General features: G+C 66.3%; 10 protein-coding genes. 6 read left to right on the forward strand and 4 right to left on the reverse strand.

What is annotated here, in order from left to right; all coding sequences use genetic code 11:
• On the forward strand, positions 1-288 hold a 288-nt coding region (locus tag BLS52_RS03270; RefSeq protein WP_139186218.1), incomplete at its 5' end, for an integrase core domain-containing protein.
• A gap of 245 nt (positions 289-533) precedes the next feature.
• The gene (gene mobF / locus BLS52_RS03275) at positions 534-4,064 is read left to right on the forward strand and encodes a MobF family relaxase (RefSeq protein ID WP_090584813.1); all 3,531 of its coding nucleotides are present in this window, start codon (positions 534-536) and stop codon (positions 4,062-4,064) included.
• Between the two features lie 78 nt (positions 4,065-4,142).
• On the opposite strand, the gene BLS52_RS03280 is transcribed toward mobF, so the two are convergent.
• Positions 4,143-5,195, reverse strand: a complete 1,053-nt coding sequence (locus BLS52_RS03280) for a DNA-processing protein DprA (RefSeq protein WP_245702676.1) — start codon at positions 5,193-5,195, stop codon at positions 4,143-4,145.
• Positions 5,196-5,844: 649 nt separating this feature from the next.
• Here BLS52_RS03280 and BLS52_RS03290 point away from each other — a divergent pair.
• A complete protein-coding gene (locus BLS52_RS03290) occupies positions 5,845-9,213 on the forward strand; it encodes an NACHT domain-containing protein (RefSeq protein WP_090584815.1) in 3,369 nt (1,122 codons plus the stop codon).
• 35 nt (positions 9,214-9,248) lie between these two features.
• Here BLS52_RS03290 and BLS52_RS03295 read toward each other — a convergent pair whose 3' ends face one another.
• Positions 9,249-9,635 carry a hypothetical protein gene (locus BLS52_RS03295; protein WP_139186219.1) on the reverse strand — a complete coding sequence of 129 codons (387 nt, stop codon included), beginning with the start codon at positions 9,633-9,635 and terminating at the stop codon, positions 9,249-9,251.
• A 106-nt stretch (positions 9,636-9,741) separates the two neighbouring features.
• Here BLS52_RS03295 and BLS52_RS03300 point away from each other — a divergent pair, with 106 nt between their 5' ends.
• On the forward strand, positions 9,742-10,938 hold the full coding sequence (locus BLS52_RS03300; RefSeq protein ID WP_090584526.1) for a MalY/PatB family protein: 1,197 nt from the start codon (positions 9,742-9,744) through the stop codon (positions 10,936-10,938).
• Here BLS52_RS03300 and BLS52_RS03305 read toward each other — a convergent pair.
• Positions 10,935-11,864: a 5'-3' exonuclease gene (locus tag BLS52_RS03305; protein ID WP_245702677.1), complete on the reverse strand. Its 930-nt coding sequence runs from the start codon at positions 11,862-11,864 to the stop codon at positions 10,935-10,937. The two genes, BLS52_RS03300 and BLS52_RS03305, sit on opposite strands and share 4 nt — an antisense overlap.
• 403 nt (positions 11,865-12,267) lie before the next feature.
• Between BLS52_RS03305 and BLS52_RS03310 the strand changes: the two genes are divergently transcribed.
• On the forward strand, positions 12,268-13,383 hold the full coding sequence (locus BLS52_RS03310; protein WP_090584527.1) for an App1 family protein phosphatidate phosphatase: 1,116 nt from the start codon (positions 12,268-12,270) through the stop codon (positions 13,381-13,383).
• A gap of 2 nt (positions 13,384-13,385) precedes the next feature.
• Here BLS52_RS03310 and BLS52_RS03315 read toward each other — a convergent pair whose 3' ends face one another.
• A complete protein-coding gene (locus BLS52_RS03315) occupies positions 13,386-14,510 on the reverse strand; it encodes an FUSC family protein (RefSeq protein WP_090584528.1) in 1,125 nt (374 codons plus the stop codon).
• 325 nt (positions 14,511-14,835) lie between these two features.
• On the opposite strand from BLS52_RS03315, the gene BLS52_RS03320 reads away from it, so the two are divergent.
• Positions 14,836-15,780, forward strand: coding sequence for a methylenetetrahydrofolate reductase (locus tag BLS52_RS03320; protein ID WP_090584529.1), 945 nt, complete (start codon positions 14,836-14,838; stop codon positions 15,778-15,780).
• Positions 15,781-15,792: the final 12 nt, after the last annotated feature.

Here is a 15,792-nt window from a genome sequence, read left to right on the forward strand (position 1 = left end):
AGTCAGTTCCGGTCCCGCAAGTTCGTCTCCGCACTGCACGCCAGCGGCTTGAAGGGCTCGATGGGCAGGGTCGGTGCATGCGGCGATAACGCGGCCATGGAATCGTTCTTCGCCCTGCTGCAGAAGAACGTGCTGAACCGGAAACGGTGGGAAACACGCCAAGAACTACGCCTCGCCATCATCACCTGGATCGAGCGAACCTACCACCGCCGGCGACGGCAGAAAGCCCTCGGTAAACTAACCCCGATCGAGTTTGAGACAATCAACAACATGGCGCTAGCCGCCTAGAAACTATCAACCCCACGAGTCAACCAAAACGTGGGCAGTCCCCAGCGGCATCGACTGGTTGTCGAACCGGCCGTTCTGGAAGCTCAGGCGCGCTATCCCCGAGCTTCCACGCGTCTTGCAGACGAGGTCCGAGCCGCGTCAACCAGAGTTAACGCGTCTTGGAAGGGCAGCCCTCCACGTCCTGCGATCCGCGGCGGTCATTGTCCGCTCACCTGACCGTCGAGGAGGCGGCGGTGACGGTTTCGATGCGCGTGATGTCGGCGGGCGACGGCTACAAGTACCTGCTGCGTACGGTCGCCGCGGCCGATGGTGACAGGTCGCTGTCGACCCCGTTGACGCGTTACTACGCCGAAGCAGGGAACCCACCGGGCCGCTGGCTCGGCAGCGGGCTACCAGCACTGGGGACCGGACAACTCCATGGAGGTGATCAGCTCTCCGAGCCTCAGCTCCAGCTCCTCGTGGGGATGGGCCGCGATCCGATCACTGGAGGACCCCTGGGTCGCGCATACCCCGAGTATCGGTCTGTCTCCGAGCGCGTCGCGGAGCGCGTGAAGGCTCTCGACCCGGCGCTCAGCCTTGGCGAACGTGGCGATGCTGTCGCCGCGATCGAGGCCGAGGAAGCCACACGGAGCACGCGCCGAGCTGTTGCAGGGTTCGACTACACCTTCTCGATCCCGAAGTCCGCCAGCGTCCTGTGGGCCCTTGCCGATGCCGGCACGCAAGCACTGATTGCACAGGCGCATCACGCAGCGGTTGCGGAGATGGTTGCATTCATCGAGCGGCAGGTTGCCGCAACTAGGGTGGGTGCAGCCGGCCCGTATGGGGCGGTCGCGCAGGTGGACGTGACCGGGGTGATCGCGACCGCGTTTGACCACTACGACTCCCGCGCTGGCGACCCTCATCTGCACACCCATGTGGTGATTTCGAACAAGGTGCAGACCGCGCAGGACGGGAAGTGGCGATCGTTGGATGGGCGGCCGATGCACGCCGCGACGGTCGCCTTGTCGGAGTTGCACGAGGCGGTCTTCGCCGACCACATGACCCGTGCCTTCGGGGTCGGCTGGGAGCAGCGGGACATGGGGGGCGACCGCAATCCTGCCTGGGCCATCACCGGCGTGCCGAAAGAGCTGGTGGCGGAGTTCTCCACCCGCGCCCGCCACATCGAGGCGGAGAAGAACCGTCTGATCGAAGAGTATGTCGAGCGCCACGGCCGCCAGCCCTCGACCGTGACGATCCTCAAGCTCCGCGCCCAGGCCACCCTCGCGACCCGACCCGCGAAGGAAGTCCGCTCACTCGCGGAACTCACGACCGACTGGCGCCGCCGCGCCACCGGCCTGCTGGGCGAGGACGCCACCACCTGGGCACGTCGCGTGACCTCGAACGACGCCCCATTGCTTCTGCGCGCCGATGACATCCCGCTCGATGTCATAGCTGAGTTCGGGCGTACAGTGGTCGAGACGGTCGGAGAGAAGCGGTCGACGTGGCGACGCTGGAACCTGACCGCGGAGGCCGCCCGGCAGACGATGGGCTACCGGTTCGCCAGCACCGAAGACCGCGAGGCGATCGTCGGCCTCGTCGTGGATGCAGCCGAGTCCGCGTCACTGCGGCTCACTCCGCCGGAGCTGGCGACCAGCCCGGCACTGTTCCGCCGCCCCGATGGGTCCTCGGTGTTCCGGCCGAAGCACTCGACGGTGTTCTCCTCCGAGGAACTCCTCGCCGCCGAAGACCGACTCCTGGAGCGCTCCCGCACCACGACCGGGCCGACCGTCACGCTGTCCGCCGTCGAGGAGGTCACCGCGAAGCCCGACCGCGAGGGACGACTCCTCGGGGATGACCAGGGTGCGGCCATCGCCGCGGTCGCAGTCTCGGGGCGTGTTGTTGATGTGCTGGTGGGGCCGGCGGGCGCGGGCAAGACCACCGCGATGAACAGCCTGCGCCGAGCGTGGGAGACCGAACACGGCAAACGATCGGTCATGGGGCTCGCGCCGTCGGCAGTCGCGGCGCAGGTCCTCGCTGACGATCTCGGGGTCACCACGGAGAACACGGCGAAGTGGTGGACTAACTATCAACACCATGGTGCCACGTTCCAGGCCGGACAACTGGTGATCATCGATGAAGCCTCTCTCGCCGGCACCATCTCCCTGGACCGCATCACCCGGGTCGCCGCCGAAGTCGGTGCGAAAGTCCTCCTCGTGGGCGACTACGCGCAGCTGCAATCGGTCGACGCCGGCGGGGCGTTCAGTCTCCTGGTCGCGGACCGTGACGATGCGCCCGAGCTGGTCGACGTCCACCGGTTCACCCACGAGTGGGAGAAGACCGCATCCCTGGCCCTCCGGCACGGGCGCGCCGAGGTCATCGACACCTACATTGACCACGACCGCGTCACCGGCGGCGAGGCCGACGCCATGAGTGATGCCGCCTACACGGCGTGGCGCGTCGACCGCGCGAAAGGGCTGGTGTCGGTGCTGATCGCGGAATCCCGCGAGGACGTGGCCACGCTCAACCACCGTGCCCGAGCCGACCTCATCCTCGACGGTGTCCTCCAGCCAGGCCGGGAAGTCGAACTGAACGGCGGCACCCAGGCAGGCGTGGGGGACACGATCATCACCCGCCGCAACGACCGCCGCCTCCGGAACGGCAAGGACTGGGTCCGCAACGGCGAACGCTGGACCATCACCGGCGTCCGCGACGACGGCTCCATCACCATCCGCAGGGCCGAGCGCCGGTTCGGCGGCTCCATCGTCCTCCCCGCCTCGTACGTGGCCGAGCACGTGGATCTCGGATACGCGGTCACAGCGCACCGTGCGCAGGGCATCACCACTGACACCTCCCACGTCGTGGTCGAGCCGACGACGACGCGGGAGAATCTCTACGTCGCCATGACCCGCGGACGCCAGTCGAACCGGGCCTATGTGGTCCTGAACCGCCCCGACGACCACGCCGCCCCACACCCCTCGGACAGCACTGACGCCACCGCCCGATCGGTGTTTTTCGGGGTGCTCCGGCATGTCGGTGCCGAGCTTTCCGCCCACGAGACCATCACCGCCGAGCAGGAGACCTGGGGGTCGATCGCACAGCTCGCAGCCGAGTACGAGACCATCGCCGCGGCCGCGCAGCACAACCGGTGGGCAGGGCTCATCCGCACCCGCGGACTCACCGACGACCAGGCTGAGGCCGTCATCGACTCCGAAGCCTTCGGCGCCCTCACCGCTGAACTGCGCCGCGCCGAGGCCAACCACCACGACATCGACCGGCTCCTGCCCCGCCTCGTCTCGGCGCGAGGATTCGAGGACGCCGACGACGTCGCCTCCGTCATCCACCACCGCCTCGCTCGGGCGACTGCCCACCCGGCTGGGTCCGGGCGCAACCGCAAGGCCCCGCGTCTCATCGCCGGCCTCATCCCACACGCCGACGGTCCCATGAGTCAGGACATGCGCGACGCCCTGGACGAGCGCCACCGCCTCATCGAAGCCCGAGCCGATGCCGTCCTCGACACCGCTTTGCAGTACCACGAGCCCTGGACCAGGGCACTCGGGCCGATGCCGAACGACGCACCCGGGAAACGTCTCTGGCGGCGGCGCGCACGGGCGATTGCGGCCTACCGCGACCGGTACGCCATCACCGACACCACTCCTCTTGGCACCTCACCCGATTCAACCGTTCAGAAGATCGACCGCGCCCGTGCGGAAGCAGCACTTCGCGCACTCAACACCCAGCCGAGCCCGGTCCCGCAGCGGCGACCCGCACAACGGATCAGCCCCGAGCGGGGCCTATAGGTGGGTTCCGCGCAGAGAAGAGGGCCTCGCACCGACTTCTTCGCATGCGAGGCCCCAAGGGGAACGTTGGGTAGGTTCCTACATGGATCGCGTCTGCCCGGTCGCGCTCGGCCTCTGCTTGCGGGAGAACTCCGGCCCCAGCTCCGAACGCTCGATCCCATGTTCCGGTGGGCGACGGGTCAGGTGCTCGACGTCCGTGGCATTCGTGACGACACGAGCCCTCCCATCACGCAGCAGCATGTGCGGTCCCGCGCTCGTCCCCGACGTCACCGGACCGGGCACCGCACCCACGCTCCGGCCCAGCGCATGTGCTTCGGCCGCGACCCGGAGTGAGCCTGAGCGCGCTCCTGCTTCGACGATGACGCTGGCTTCGGACAGAGCCGCCAGGAGTCGTCCGCGGGCCAGGAACCGATGCCGCGTTGGGGTTGCGCCCGGCGGCATCTCGCTCATCAGCAGGCCGACGTCTGCGACACGGTCCAGCAGTTCCCGGTGACCCGCCGGGTAGGGGCGGTCGACGCCACCGGCCAGTACCGCGACCGTGTCCCCGCCCGCACCCAGCGCAGAACGATGCGCCGCGCCCTCGATCCCATATGCGCCCCCGGCGACCACTACACGCCCAGCACCGACGAGATCGACGGCCAGCTCGCCAGCCACGAGTTGTCCGTAGGAAGTCGATGCCCGCGCGCCGGTGATCGTCACGAAGTCCTCCATCGGACGTGCGAAGAACGACGTCGCGCCTCGTGCCCACAGCACGTAAGGAGTGCGATCACCGAGATCTGCGAGGGCCTTCGGCCAGTGCTCGTCACCCGGTATCAGCACGGTGAAGCCGCTCTGATCCATGCCGTGCATCCGCTCCGCCACATCTTCCAGCCGGTGCGGCAGCGCCAGGCGGTCACGCCACATCATGGCCTCCACACGGTTCAACCCTGGGACCGCGTCCTCGTCGTCGACGAGACGCAGTGTCTCGATCGCGCCGACGCGGGACAGGACACGTCCGGTGACGCGATCATCTGGCTCGGCAAGGATCGACAGCAGCATGCGCGCGGTGCGCTGGTCGTGGGCCAGGCCGGTGATCGCGGACATGATCTGGGCTCCTTCTCGGTCGGATGACGTCGAGAAGGTGCACGGCACCGGTCAGAGGCGGGTACGTGCGGGCGGTTACGCCGCGACGGCGGGTCGGCGAGCGACCCGGTGATCCCACCCTCCGCGGCCCGGACGCGGAGCAGCAGCACCAAGCTGACCGGGCCCATGATCGCGAACTTCATCGCGTTCCAGACGCACAGCAGCACCAGCACATGTAGCCAGCCCGGTCCGCCATCCTCGATCAGCACTCTCAGGATGCCCGCCACGTAGAGGTAGGGGACGGCCAGCAGCATCGCCGGGACACCCCACTTGAGGCCGCGGCGCGTGCGAATCGCATCGAGCAGGATGTTCGTGGGCATGTAGCGGCGCAGGAAGTAGCGGGTGTGGACACTGGCGGTCCAGATCAAGCGGAACATGAGCGCAGTCCTCTCCTCGTCTCCGGCGACAAGGAATCAAGGAGGACCACTCCGGCCGAGGCCGTCTGGTCGTCCCACCGCGTCGGCAGTGGGTCAAGCAGGTAGAGGCCGCCAACTCCAAGATACCGCTGTTGCCCCTGCGATGGAAGAAACCCAGTGCGTCATGCGTCCTGCGTGGCTCCGTGCATCCGCTCAGCGAACGGGGTTCAATATATGCAACAGGTGAGAGGTTCCCGACGGCGCCCAGCGAGATGTTCGGGCTGGAGCAGAGGGAGCAGACAATGCCCGAGAGTCGACACCGGTATCTCTACGAGCGCCTCGGCGACCACGACTTCCAGCAGCTCGTCAGCGCTCTGCTCGCGAACCAGTTCCCCGATTACATCCCGATGGCACTCCGTCAGGCCGATGGCGGCCGAGACGGCCTGCGCAAGGTCGACGCCTCGAAGGTCCTGATCTATCAGGTCAAGTGGTCGGTCAGTGGCAAGGAGAAGGACCCGGTCACCTGGCTCGACCAGGTCGTCAGGAACGAGGAAGCCAGTCTGAAGCGTCTGGCCGCGCAGGGAGTCCGTCACTACACGCTGGTGACCAACGTGGGCGGCACGGCCAAGGAGGACTCGGGCACGTTCGACCGGCTGGACAAGAAGCTCCAGGCATACGCGAAGGAGTTCGGCTACGAGCAGATGACCTGCATCTGGCGCGAAGCGCTGAACCCATGGGTCGACAACGCCCCGACCGAGACGAAATGGGCCTACGCCGACATGTTGGCGGGGTGGGATCTGGTTCGATACCTCGTCGCCGAGCACGTCGGCGTAGGTAAGGATAAGGCGCATCGTGACCTGATCCGCAAGGTCGCCGCAGCCCAGTGGGAAGACGACAAGCGGGTCAAGTTCAGCCAGTCCGACGTGGACCGAGAGAAGGTCGTGGACCTTTTCGTTGATGTCACCGCTGATCGCGTCCACACCGCAGCCAGCCGACACCTGCAAGCACAAGCACCGAACGCAGTCGGTGGTGCCGCCGCCTACCTGCTGCGCGCACCGGCCCCTTTCACGCTCGTCCGCGGCGCGCCGGGGCAGGGCAAGTCGACGCTGAGCCAGTACGTCTGCCAAGCCCACCGCAGGTTGTTCATCCCCGAGGCCGAGCGGCCTGACTCGCTACCCAAGCTGGATCAACCACGTTTCCCCATCAGACTGGACCTGAGCGACTATGCACTCTGGATCGGCGGCAACAATGTGTGGGACCACTCCGAGGACCGCAAGCAACCGAAGGCCAAGGTACGTAAGGGCGAACAGGCGACGATCGAGTGCTTCCTCTCCGACCTGATGACGCACGAGAGTGGCGGAATCACCACCGACGCGAAGACAGTGCACGACATCTTCGAGCGAGTCCCCAGCCTCGTCGTGCTGGACGGGCTCGACGAAGTCGGCAGCGCCACCATGCGCGGCAAGATCGTCAGAGAGATCGACAAGTTCGTCGGTCGCGGGAAGGCCTACACCGACCCGCCCAGGGTCGTCGTCACCACGCGCCCCAGCGCCGGTGAGCTTCCCGAGCCGTCACCCAACCTGTTCGAGATCATCACCCTCAACCAGCTCACCGTCGAGCAACGTGACACGTACCTGCGCAAATGGTGCGCGGTCCGGGGGATTAGGGGCAAGGACGGTCGCGCCCTGCGGAAGAGCTTCAAGGACAAGAGCCGCGAGCCCTACATCAACGAACTCGCCGGCAACCCGATGCAGCTCACGATTCTGCTGGATCTCCTCCACCAACAGGGTGCTGCCACGCCCACCCAGCGCACAGATCTCTACGACAAGTACGTCGAGCTTCTCCTGGCCCGCGAAGCGAACAAGCACCCCAAGGCGGTGCGCGACCACAAGGAAGAACTGATCGAGATCATCCCGTTCCTCGGCTGGTACCTCCACGCACACACCGAGGAATCTCAGATCAACGGTCGCATGAGCGTGGACGAACTCAAGGAAGCAATGCGGCACTTCCAACGCACCTACGGCAACCGCGAGTCGATCGTAGACCAGCTGTTCGAAGGAGCGAGCGATCGCCTCTGGGCGCTGACCAGCAAGGTCGACGGAACCTACGAGTTCGAGGTCCTCTCCCTACGGGAGTACTTCGCGGCCCGGTTCCTCTACCACAACGCGGGCGAGGACAACCCAACCTTCGACAGCACGACCGTGCTACGCGAGCTGCTGCGTCGACCGTATTGGCTCAATACCGCCAGGTTCTACGGCGGCAACGCGAAGGGCAACGGCATCTATCCGCTGACCGCTGGGATCGAGGAGGAATTGGCGCAGAGCAAGTCGCCCGCGTCCTACCTTGCCGCATGGGCGCTACTCACGGACGGAGTCTTCCAGCGCCGCCCCCGCGAGGCACGCAAGGTCCTCACGGCACTCTGCTCAGACAGGGGGATCGCGATCCTGCTGTCCGCACTCGACCGCCGTGACATCGTCGCCCTGCCCGAGCTGCCGGACCTGCCCGACGATGACGGTGCCGATCCCACCTGGGCGCGCCTCACCACGCAGATCGGCAATGACCCGACGGACGGTGCGAACACGTGGCGGGTGCGAGCCCTGCGAGAACTGTTGAACCAGCGCAGCCAGTTCGCGGCATGGTGGTACGAGCAACTCACGGCAGCCATCGGCACACCTCAGCAGAACGCCTGGCTCAGGATCGGTGCTGAATGCGAAGCCGGCGCAGGGGTCACCGCATCGTTCGAGCGCATCGACCTTTCCGAAGGTGCCGCCGAACTCCTCCTGAGCGGTGGCCTCGTTCCGCCGCCCGGAAGCGCACTCGAAGCAGCACTCCTCAACGCAGTCTTGGATGGCGAGTGTCCGCGCGTGACGTCGACTCGATCCATGCCGGCACAGGTCGCCGTCGCCCTCTCTCCAGGAGACTTCCTCACGAACTCCAAAACGGGTTTTGTCGCCAGCGATGAGAAGACGAAACGTCGCCGAAGCGAGGCGATCAACCATCTCAGAAAAGCCGGATCTCCGTACGCGCAGATCGCCAAGCAACGAGCCTTCAAAGCCGGGCAGAAGGGCAGCACGTTCCCGTGGTCGGAGACCGCCGCCGCGCTGCACGCACACACCGGGCGCCGGTGGCTTGCCTCCGAGATCGCCATCCTCGGCGCCGCGTCTCCCTTCCCACCCGCCTACACCAAGAAGCCCGGTACGATGCCCTTCGGGAGCATGAGCCACCCCTCCGAGCTCCTCGCGCAGGCCCGGGCCAACGGCCGCAAAACCGAATGGTGGCGCGAGCAGTACGAGGCCCTCGACGACGATCTGGCCAGCGCGGAATGGGCACTCGCACTGTGGTGTACCGCTTCCGGTCCGGTCATCTCAGAACTGATGACGTTGTTGGAGACCGTGCTAGACCAGCTACCTGCGCCGCGCCGCAGCACCGTCCTTCGCGCTGCCGAACAGACGGCCCGTTACGGCTGGCTGAAAGACCGACCGGTCACCGCGGCGACGGACGACCCGGAGCTGGCCGCCCTCAATCAACTCCGAGCCCAGGAAGCATCGATAGCGGAGCGTGACGGTGCGATGTCCTCAGCCCGCGACAACTCGGCGGCGTCGACCTCGCTGCTCAGCGTGGCCCGAGAGCAAAAGTGGCTCAAAGTAGATGCCAGGCCCATGTATCGGTAGAAGCAGCAGTGGCGGCATCCCTGTTGTCATTGGCCTCACCGCGCTCGACCATGCGAGTCTCGTAGCGCCACGCCTTCGGCGAGAAGGTAGCTGCGCACAGTGCCCGCGGAGTATCCCAGGCCGATACCGACACGCTCCAGAGACTCACCCTCCGCATATCTACGCGTCATTTCATCCACCTCGGAAGAGGATGGTGTGGTGCGGCGGAGACGGACTCCCCGCGCGCGCAACAGAGACGCTAGACGCTGCCGGCTCACGCCGAAGTCCCGCACGATCTTCCGCAACGTCTCACCGGTCGCGTACCGGGCTTCAGCCATGAGCAGTTCCTCCTCGCTGATGCGTGCCTGCTGCCGGACGCGTGGAGCCTCGCGACGGGGCCGATGGATAGTGCGGAGCCGGATCGCGCCGTGCATTGAACTCATCCGAGCCAGGGGCGGGGCAAGTTTCGACACGCCTCCCGCTAGGTCCACCAGACAGAACATCAGAATGCCTCGCCTCAGGGCGGGGCATTTTTGTTTAGATTGACCCATGAACCCGCTTACCGAACTCACCCTGGAAGAACTCCGGCAACGGACCAGCATGAAGTGGCGCCGGTACCCTGACGATGTGTTGCCGCTGTGGGTGGCAGAGATGGACGTGCCGCTGGCGCCGCCCGTCCATGCCGCGCTGAAGACGGCAATCGATTCAGGCGATACCGGCTATCCTGCGGGATCCGGGTACGCGGCCGCGCTCGAACGCTTCGCAGCGGCCCGGTGGGGGTGGAACACCATGGACACCGCGCGGACCGCCCTGGTGCCGGACGTCATGATGGGGATCGTCGAGACGCTCAGGTTGATCACCGGCCCCGGGGATGTAGTTGTCCTCACGCCGCCTGTGTATGCGCCGTTCTTCGCCTTCGTGACCCACGCCGACCGTGAAGTACTTGAAGCACCGCTGGGAGTGGACGGACGGCTGGACCTCGACGGCCTCGACGGAGTGTTCCAGCAGGCGCGTGCCCGCTCGGACCGGCCGGTGTTCCTGCTCTGCAACCCGCACAACCCCACCGGCACGGTCCACACCCGCCAGGAGCTGCAAAAGGTCGCTGTCCTGGCCGGCCGCCACGGTGTGCGGGTGATCTCTGACGAGATTCATGGGCCGCTTGTCCTCGCGGGCGCGCGCTTCACGCCGTACCTCAGCGTGGCCGGCAGCGAAGACGCGTTCGCCCTGACCTCCGCGTCAAAGGCGTGGAACCTCGCAGGCCTGAAGGCAGCGCTCCTGATTGCCGGTCCGGAGGCGGAACCCGACCTGGCCCGGCTGCCGGAAGAAGTGAGCCACGGTCCGAGCCATCTCGGCGTCCTTGCCCATGCCGCGGCCTTCCGGGAAGGAGGCTCCTGGCTCGATTCGCTTCTCACCGGTCTGGAACACAACCGGGACCTTCTCCAGAGCCTCGTTGCGGCGCATCTACCGGGGGCAACGCTGCTGAGCCCGGAAGGCACCTATCTCGCCTGGCTCGACTGCAGTGCCCTCGGCCTCGGTGACAGCGCGCGGGGCGAAGGCCTCGCCGTGGTGACCGACCTCGCCGGACCAGCCCGTTTCTTCCTGGACGAAGCCCGCGTGGCGCTCAGCTCGGGGCATGTGTTCGGCCAGGGCGGCGACGGACACCTGCGAATCAACTACGCAACCCACCCGGACATCCTCACGGAAGCCCTTCAACGGATGGGCAGGGCGCTCGACGGCGGCGCCTAACCGCGCGCGGCGTACGCCTTCAGCACACGGTCAGCAGCGCCGCCAAGGTTCCAGTCCGCGGCGAGTTTCTTCAGCGTCTCTTCCTTGGCTGCATCGAGAGGCCGGATCTGCGCATCGAAGTGTCCAAGGTCAAGATCCCGGACCACTCCCACTACCGTTGGGGCGACAGCGAGGTAGTCGGCGGCCGCCGTGATCTTCTGGCGGACCGAGGCGGACATGGCGCTGGATGGATCGGTGCTCGCCTCGATGATGCCGTCGAGGTCCACGAATTCCCTGAGCAGACTCGCCGCGGTCTTGTCCCCGATGCCCGGGACCCCGGGAAGCCCGTCGGAAGCGTCCCCCCGGAGAGCGGCGAAGTCGGCGTACTGGCCGGGAAGGACCCGATACTTTTCGACCACCGTCACGTCGGTGACCGCTTCCAGCCTGCTCATGCCGCGGGCGGTGTAGAGCACGCGGACCCGCGTGTCGTCGTCGACCAGCTGGAACAGGTCGCGGTCGCCGGTGACGATGTCGACCGGCGTCGTAGCCTGGCTGGCGAGGCTGCCGATCACGTCGTCTGCCTCGTGGTCCGCTGCGCCGATGACGGGTGCGGCCAGGGCAGCCAGGACCTCGCGGATCAGCGGTAGCTGGGCTACGAGGCCTTCGGGGGTCTCCTCCACATCGGGGCCCCCGGAAACTTTTCTGGCCACCCGGTGTTCCTTGTAGCTGGGAATCAGGTCCACGCGCCATTGCGGCCGCCAGTCATCATCCCAGCAGGCGACGAGGTGCGTCGGCTCATAGTCGGTCACCAGCCGGGCAATCATGTCCAACAGGCCGCGCACGGCATTGACGGGCGTTCCATTCGGTGCCTTGAGACTGTCCGGCAGGCCATAAAAGGCACGGAAGTACAGTGACGGCGTATCCAGGAGCATCAGTCGTTCGGCCACCCTCCGATCCTCCCACGGAAGGGCAACAGAACGACGACGGCGGCCCGCTTTTTGGGAGGATTGCTGCCGCATGTCCATGCCGGCCGTATAACGAAGAAATAAATCCATTTGATTGAAGAAAACCCTTGAATGGGACAGTGCAGAGGTTCACACTTTAAACCGGGCAACCAAAAGCACGAACGAGGCATGGGGATCATGAACGGACTTATGCGATGCCGCCAGTGTCGGAGAACCTGGGTCGTCGAGAGCAAGACAGCTGAAACGGTGACCTCCCGGAACCACGCGTTCCTCAACCCCGGCCACCAGACCGTAACGGTGTGGAAACCCGCACAACAGCACGCCGGAGTGCCTGCCTGACGGATTGGTCTGTAGATCGCCGGAGCGGCCGTGCAAGACTATCTGCATGGCAACCGACAACGCATCATCCCAGCAGCCCCTGCATGACCGGGACGTTCGCGAGCGCACCCACCTCGGCCTGATGATCGGCGACACCTGGCACTCGCTTCAGACCCGGATCGCGGAGAAGCGCGGCCGCGTGGAAACCATCATCCCCTACACGGGTTATGGGACCACCAGCTGGATCCGGGTCCTCGGACGGGTTGTCCTGTCCAATCCCCGGGACCTCCGGCCGCTCGAAGGCAAGGAGATGATGAAGCCCCTCAAGGAGGGCCTTCGGGGGTGGCGCAACTTCACCAGCGCGCCGGTGCGCAACGCGGAGGTAACCCTGGAGGTCGACGGCACCAGCCAGGTAGTGCATGCGGACCGCGGCGGAGTCATTGACGTCCATCTCGTCGTGTCGCTGGAGCCGGGCTGGCACACGGTCCGCATCAAGTCCGGCGACTCGGTGGTGGCGGACGCTCCGGTGAGGGTGGTGCGGGATGACGTAACCTTCGGCGTCGTGTCCGACATCGACGACACCGTGATGGTCACTGCCCTGCCGCGGCCGTTCCTCGCCGCGTGGAACACGTTTGTCCTCGATGAGCATGCGCGCACACCGACTCCCGGGATGTCCGTCCTCATGGAAAGGATCGTGCGCAAGCATCCGGATGCACCGGTGCTTTACCTCTCCACCGGTGCCTGGAACGTGGCCCCCGCCCTGACCCGTTTCCTGTCCAGGAACCTCTATCCGGCCGGGCCGAAGCTGCTTACGGACTGGGGGCCCACCCGCGACCGCTGGTTCCGCAGCGGCCAGGAGCACAAACGTTCCTCGCTGGAGCGGCTCGCTGAGGAGTTCCCGTCGGTGCAGTGGCTGCTGATCGGCGACGACGGGCAGCATGATGAGTCCATCTATGCGGAGTTCGCCCGGAACCATCCCCGGAACGTGCGCGCAATCGCCATTCGGCAGCTCTCCGCCAGCGAGGCGGTCCTCGCCGGCGGCCGGTCAAAGGCAAACCCTGCAGGTTCCACGCCGGGCGTGCCCTGGATCTACGCCAGTGACGGCGCAGGCATGTCTGACCAGCTGAGCACGATGGGCATTGTGGAGAGCACTGTCCGGATCGATCCGGAAGACGAAGCCTAAGCCTAAGCCTGCTGCCCGTCTGAGCTTTCCGGGTCCGGCGCTTCCTCCGCATGGGGCGAGCCGGACTCGGCGCGCACCGTCAGGAGGATCCGGCGCAGGTCCATGCCGAGCGCCGCGGTTGCCTGGATGCGTTCCTCGGCTGCTGCACTGGAGGAGATCTGCTGCATCAGGTGCTCAACGGCATCCTCGGCCGCGGTCATGGTGGCGCCCTCGGCATCCCATTCATCCACGGCTTTGGCGGTGAGCGCCATTGCGTCGCCCAAAGGCTCCACCAGCGCGGGCGGCAGGGGGGTGGACTCGGGTGTATGCCAGATGACTCCGGCAAGCACCTCGGTCATGTTCTGGACGTGGAATCCGACCCGTTCCATCGCCTGCAGCCACAGGTAGTCCGCGTTCAGATCGCGCTTGTGCCGCCGTCGTCGTAGGTTCCCATGCCGGCTGGTGTCCGCGAGCTGGACCGCGGACCGTACCTCTTTCCCGAGGTCGCTCAGGCGGCCCTCCCGTTCCGCCCAGTCTTCATGCTCGGGGGGCCATGACTCGGTGATGGCCGCCGCCATATCCCCGAGCTGACGGGCAAGGAGCGCACGGAAGTCCTGCAGTCCCCGGACGGCACCGTCCAGGTGCAGGGGCGGGAACACCAGCATGTTGACGCCGAGGCCCACAATCACTCCCACCAGCATCTGGATGAGGTACCCGAAGGAATACTCCTCCGGGTTTTCGCCGCCCACCAGGAGCACAAACAGGGAAGCGATGGGGATCCAGTCGCGCCCGGCGCCCAGCCGTGGAAGGCCGGCGGCGAGCACTCCGACGCCCACCACGATCGCCACCGACACGACGGAGACGTCCCCGATGATGATGATCGGAAATGCCAGCGCGAACCCTACTGCCAGGCCGATGAGCGTCTGCACGCCCTGCCGGGCCGAACCCGCGACGGTGGGGTACATGGACGCGACCGCCCCGAGCGGCGCGTAGTACGGATACTCGGCGGCAACACCGGGTACACGCAGGGCGATCCACCAGGCGATCGCCGCCGCGAGAGCGGTCTTGACAGCCAGGAGAACCCGCTCGTGCGTGATCAGCTGCCGTGCGTGGGTCCGTGCTTGCGAACCGGTAAGTAGGCTTGGCATTTCTTCAGTATGGCAACCGATTATGAGAGTCAGATGAACGCGCCGGAGACACCGGCCCGGAAGAATGTTGCGTAATAGCGCAATAATCTTGAAGCCCGCAGCGGCGGTGCCGTAACGTTCAGATCAAGTTACTTCCGTAACGGGTCAGCGACTCCCAATTTCAGGGAGTGTGGGTGCCCCCATGTGGGCCTGACATTTGTTTCGCAGGAGTTCTCCCTGCCGCGCGGCCGCGCGGTGCCCGGGATGCAGCCTGCCTCCTTTTCCCTTAATGCATACCGGTATGCCGTACCCGGCACCTGGATGTCCTTAACGACCGAGGATACGAATGTCTCCACCATCAAAGTCGGCTCACTCCGTAGGCCCCCCTGCTTCCGAGCCGTACCCCGCCCTGTCCTATGAACTCTTTCCTCCCCGCAGCACCAGTGCTGCGGAAACCCTCTGGTGCACAATCCGCGAACTGGAGCAGACCAGCCCGGACTATGTATCCGTAACCTATGGAGCCTCCGGTTCCAACCGGGATACCGCCGTCGACCTGCTGTCCCGGCTCCTCACGGAGACCGCATTGCGGCCCCTGGCCCACCTCACCTGCGTGGGAAACACCCGGGAGTACCTCCTGGACCTCGTGGATGAACTGATCACCCTCGGCGTCCGCGGCATCCTCGCGCTCCGGGGCGACACGCCGAAGGACCCCGGGGCGGGCCCCGGCGACCTGTCCTACGCCAGCGACCTGGTGAAGCTCGTCCGCGAAGCCGAGCGCCGGCGGACCGCGCATCTGTGCGCAGGCAGATTGGCCGTCGGTGTGGCGGCGTACGCCACGCGGCACCCCGAGTCGCCGAGCTTCGATCACGACATCGAGGCGTTGCTCGCCAAGCAGGCGGCAGGGGCCGATTTCGCGATCACTCAGGTGTTCTTCTTCCCCGATCACTTCCAGAGGCTGGTCGCGGCAGCACGCCGCGCCGGGGTGGACATCCCCATCATCCCGGGCGTGATGCCGCTGACCAGCGTGCGCAGGCTCGACCGTTTGAGCGAGCTGGCCGGCATCGAAATGGACTACGCACTGCGTGACCGGCTGGCCGCAGCGGAGGACGACGCAGCGCGCCGCCGCATCGGCGTCCAGGCAACGGTGGACCTTGCCAATGCAGCGCTCGACGCCGGCGCCCCGGGGATCCACCTGTACACCTTCAACGAGCACGCGGCAGCGCTGGACGTGCTTGACAGCCTTCAGCTCCGCCGGCCGCCCGTTCCACGCGGGCTCGTCCGCACCGCTTGACGAATTTACGAA

The sequence above is a fragment of the Arthrobacter subterraneus genome, assembly GCF_900099735.1.
Taxonomy (GTDB): Bacteria; Actinomycetota; Actinomycetes; order Actinomycetales; family Micrococcaceae; genus Arthrobacter_D; species Arthrobacter_D subterraneus.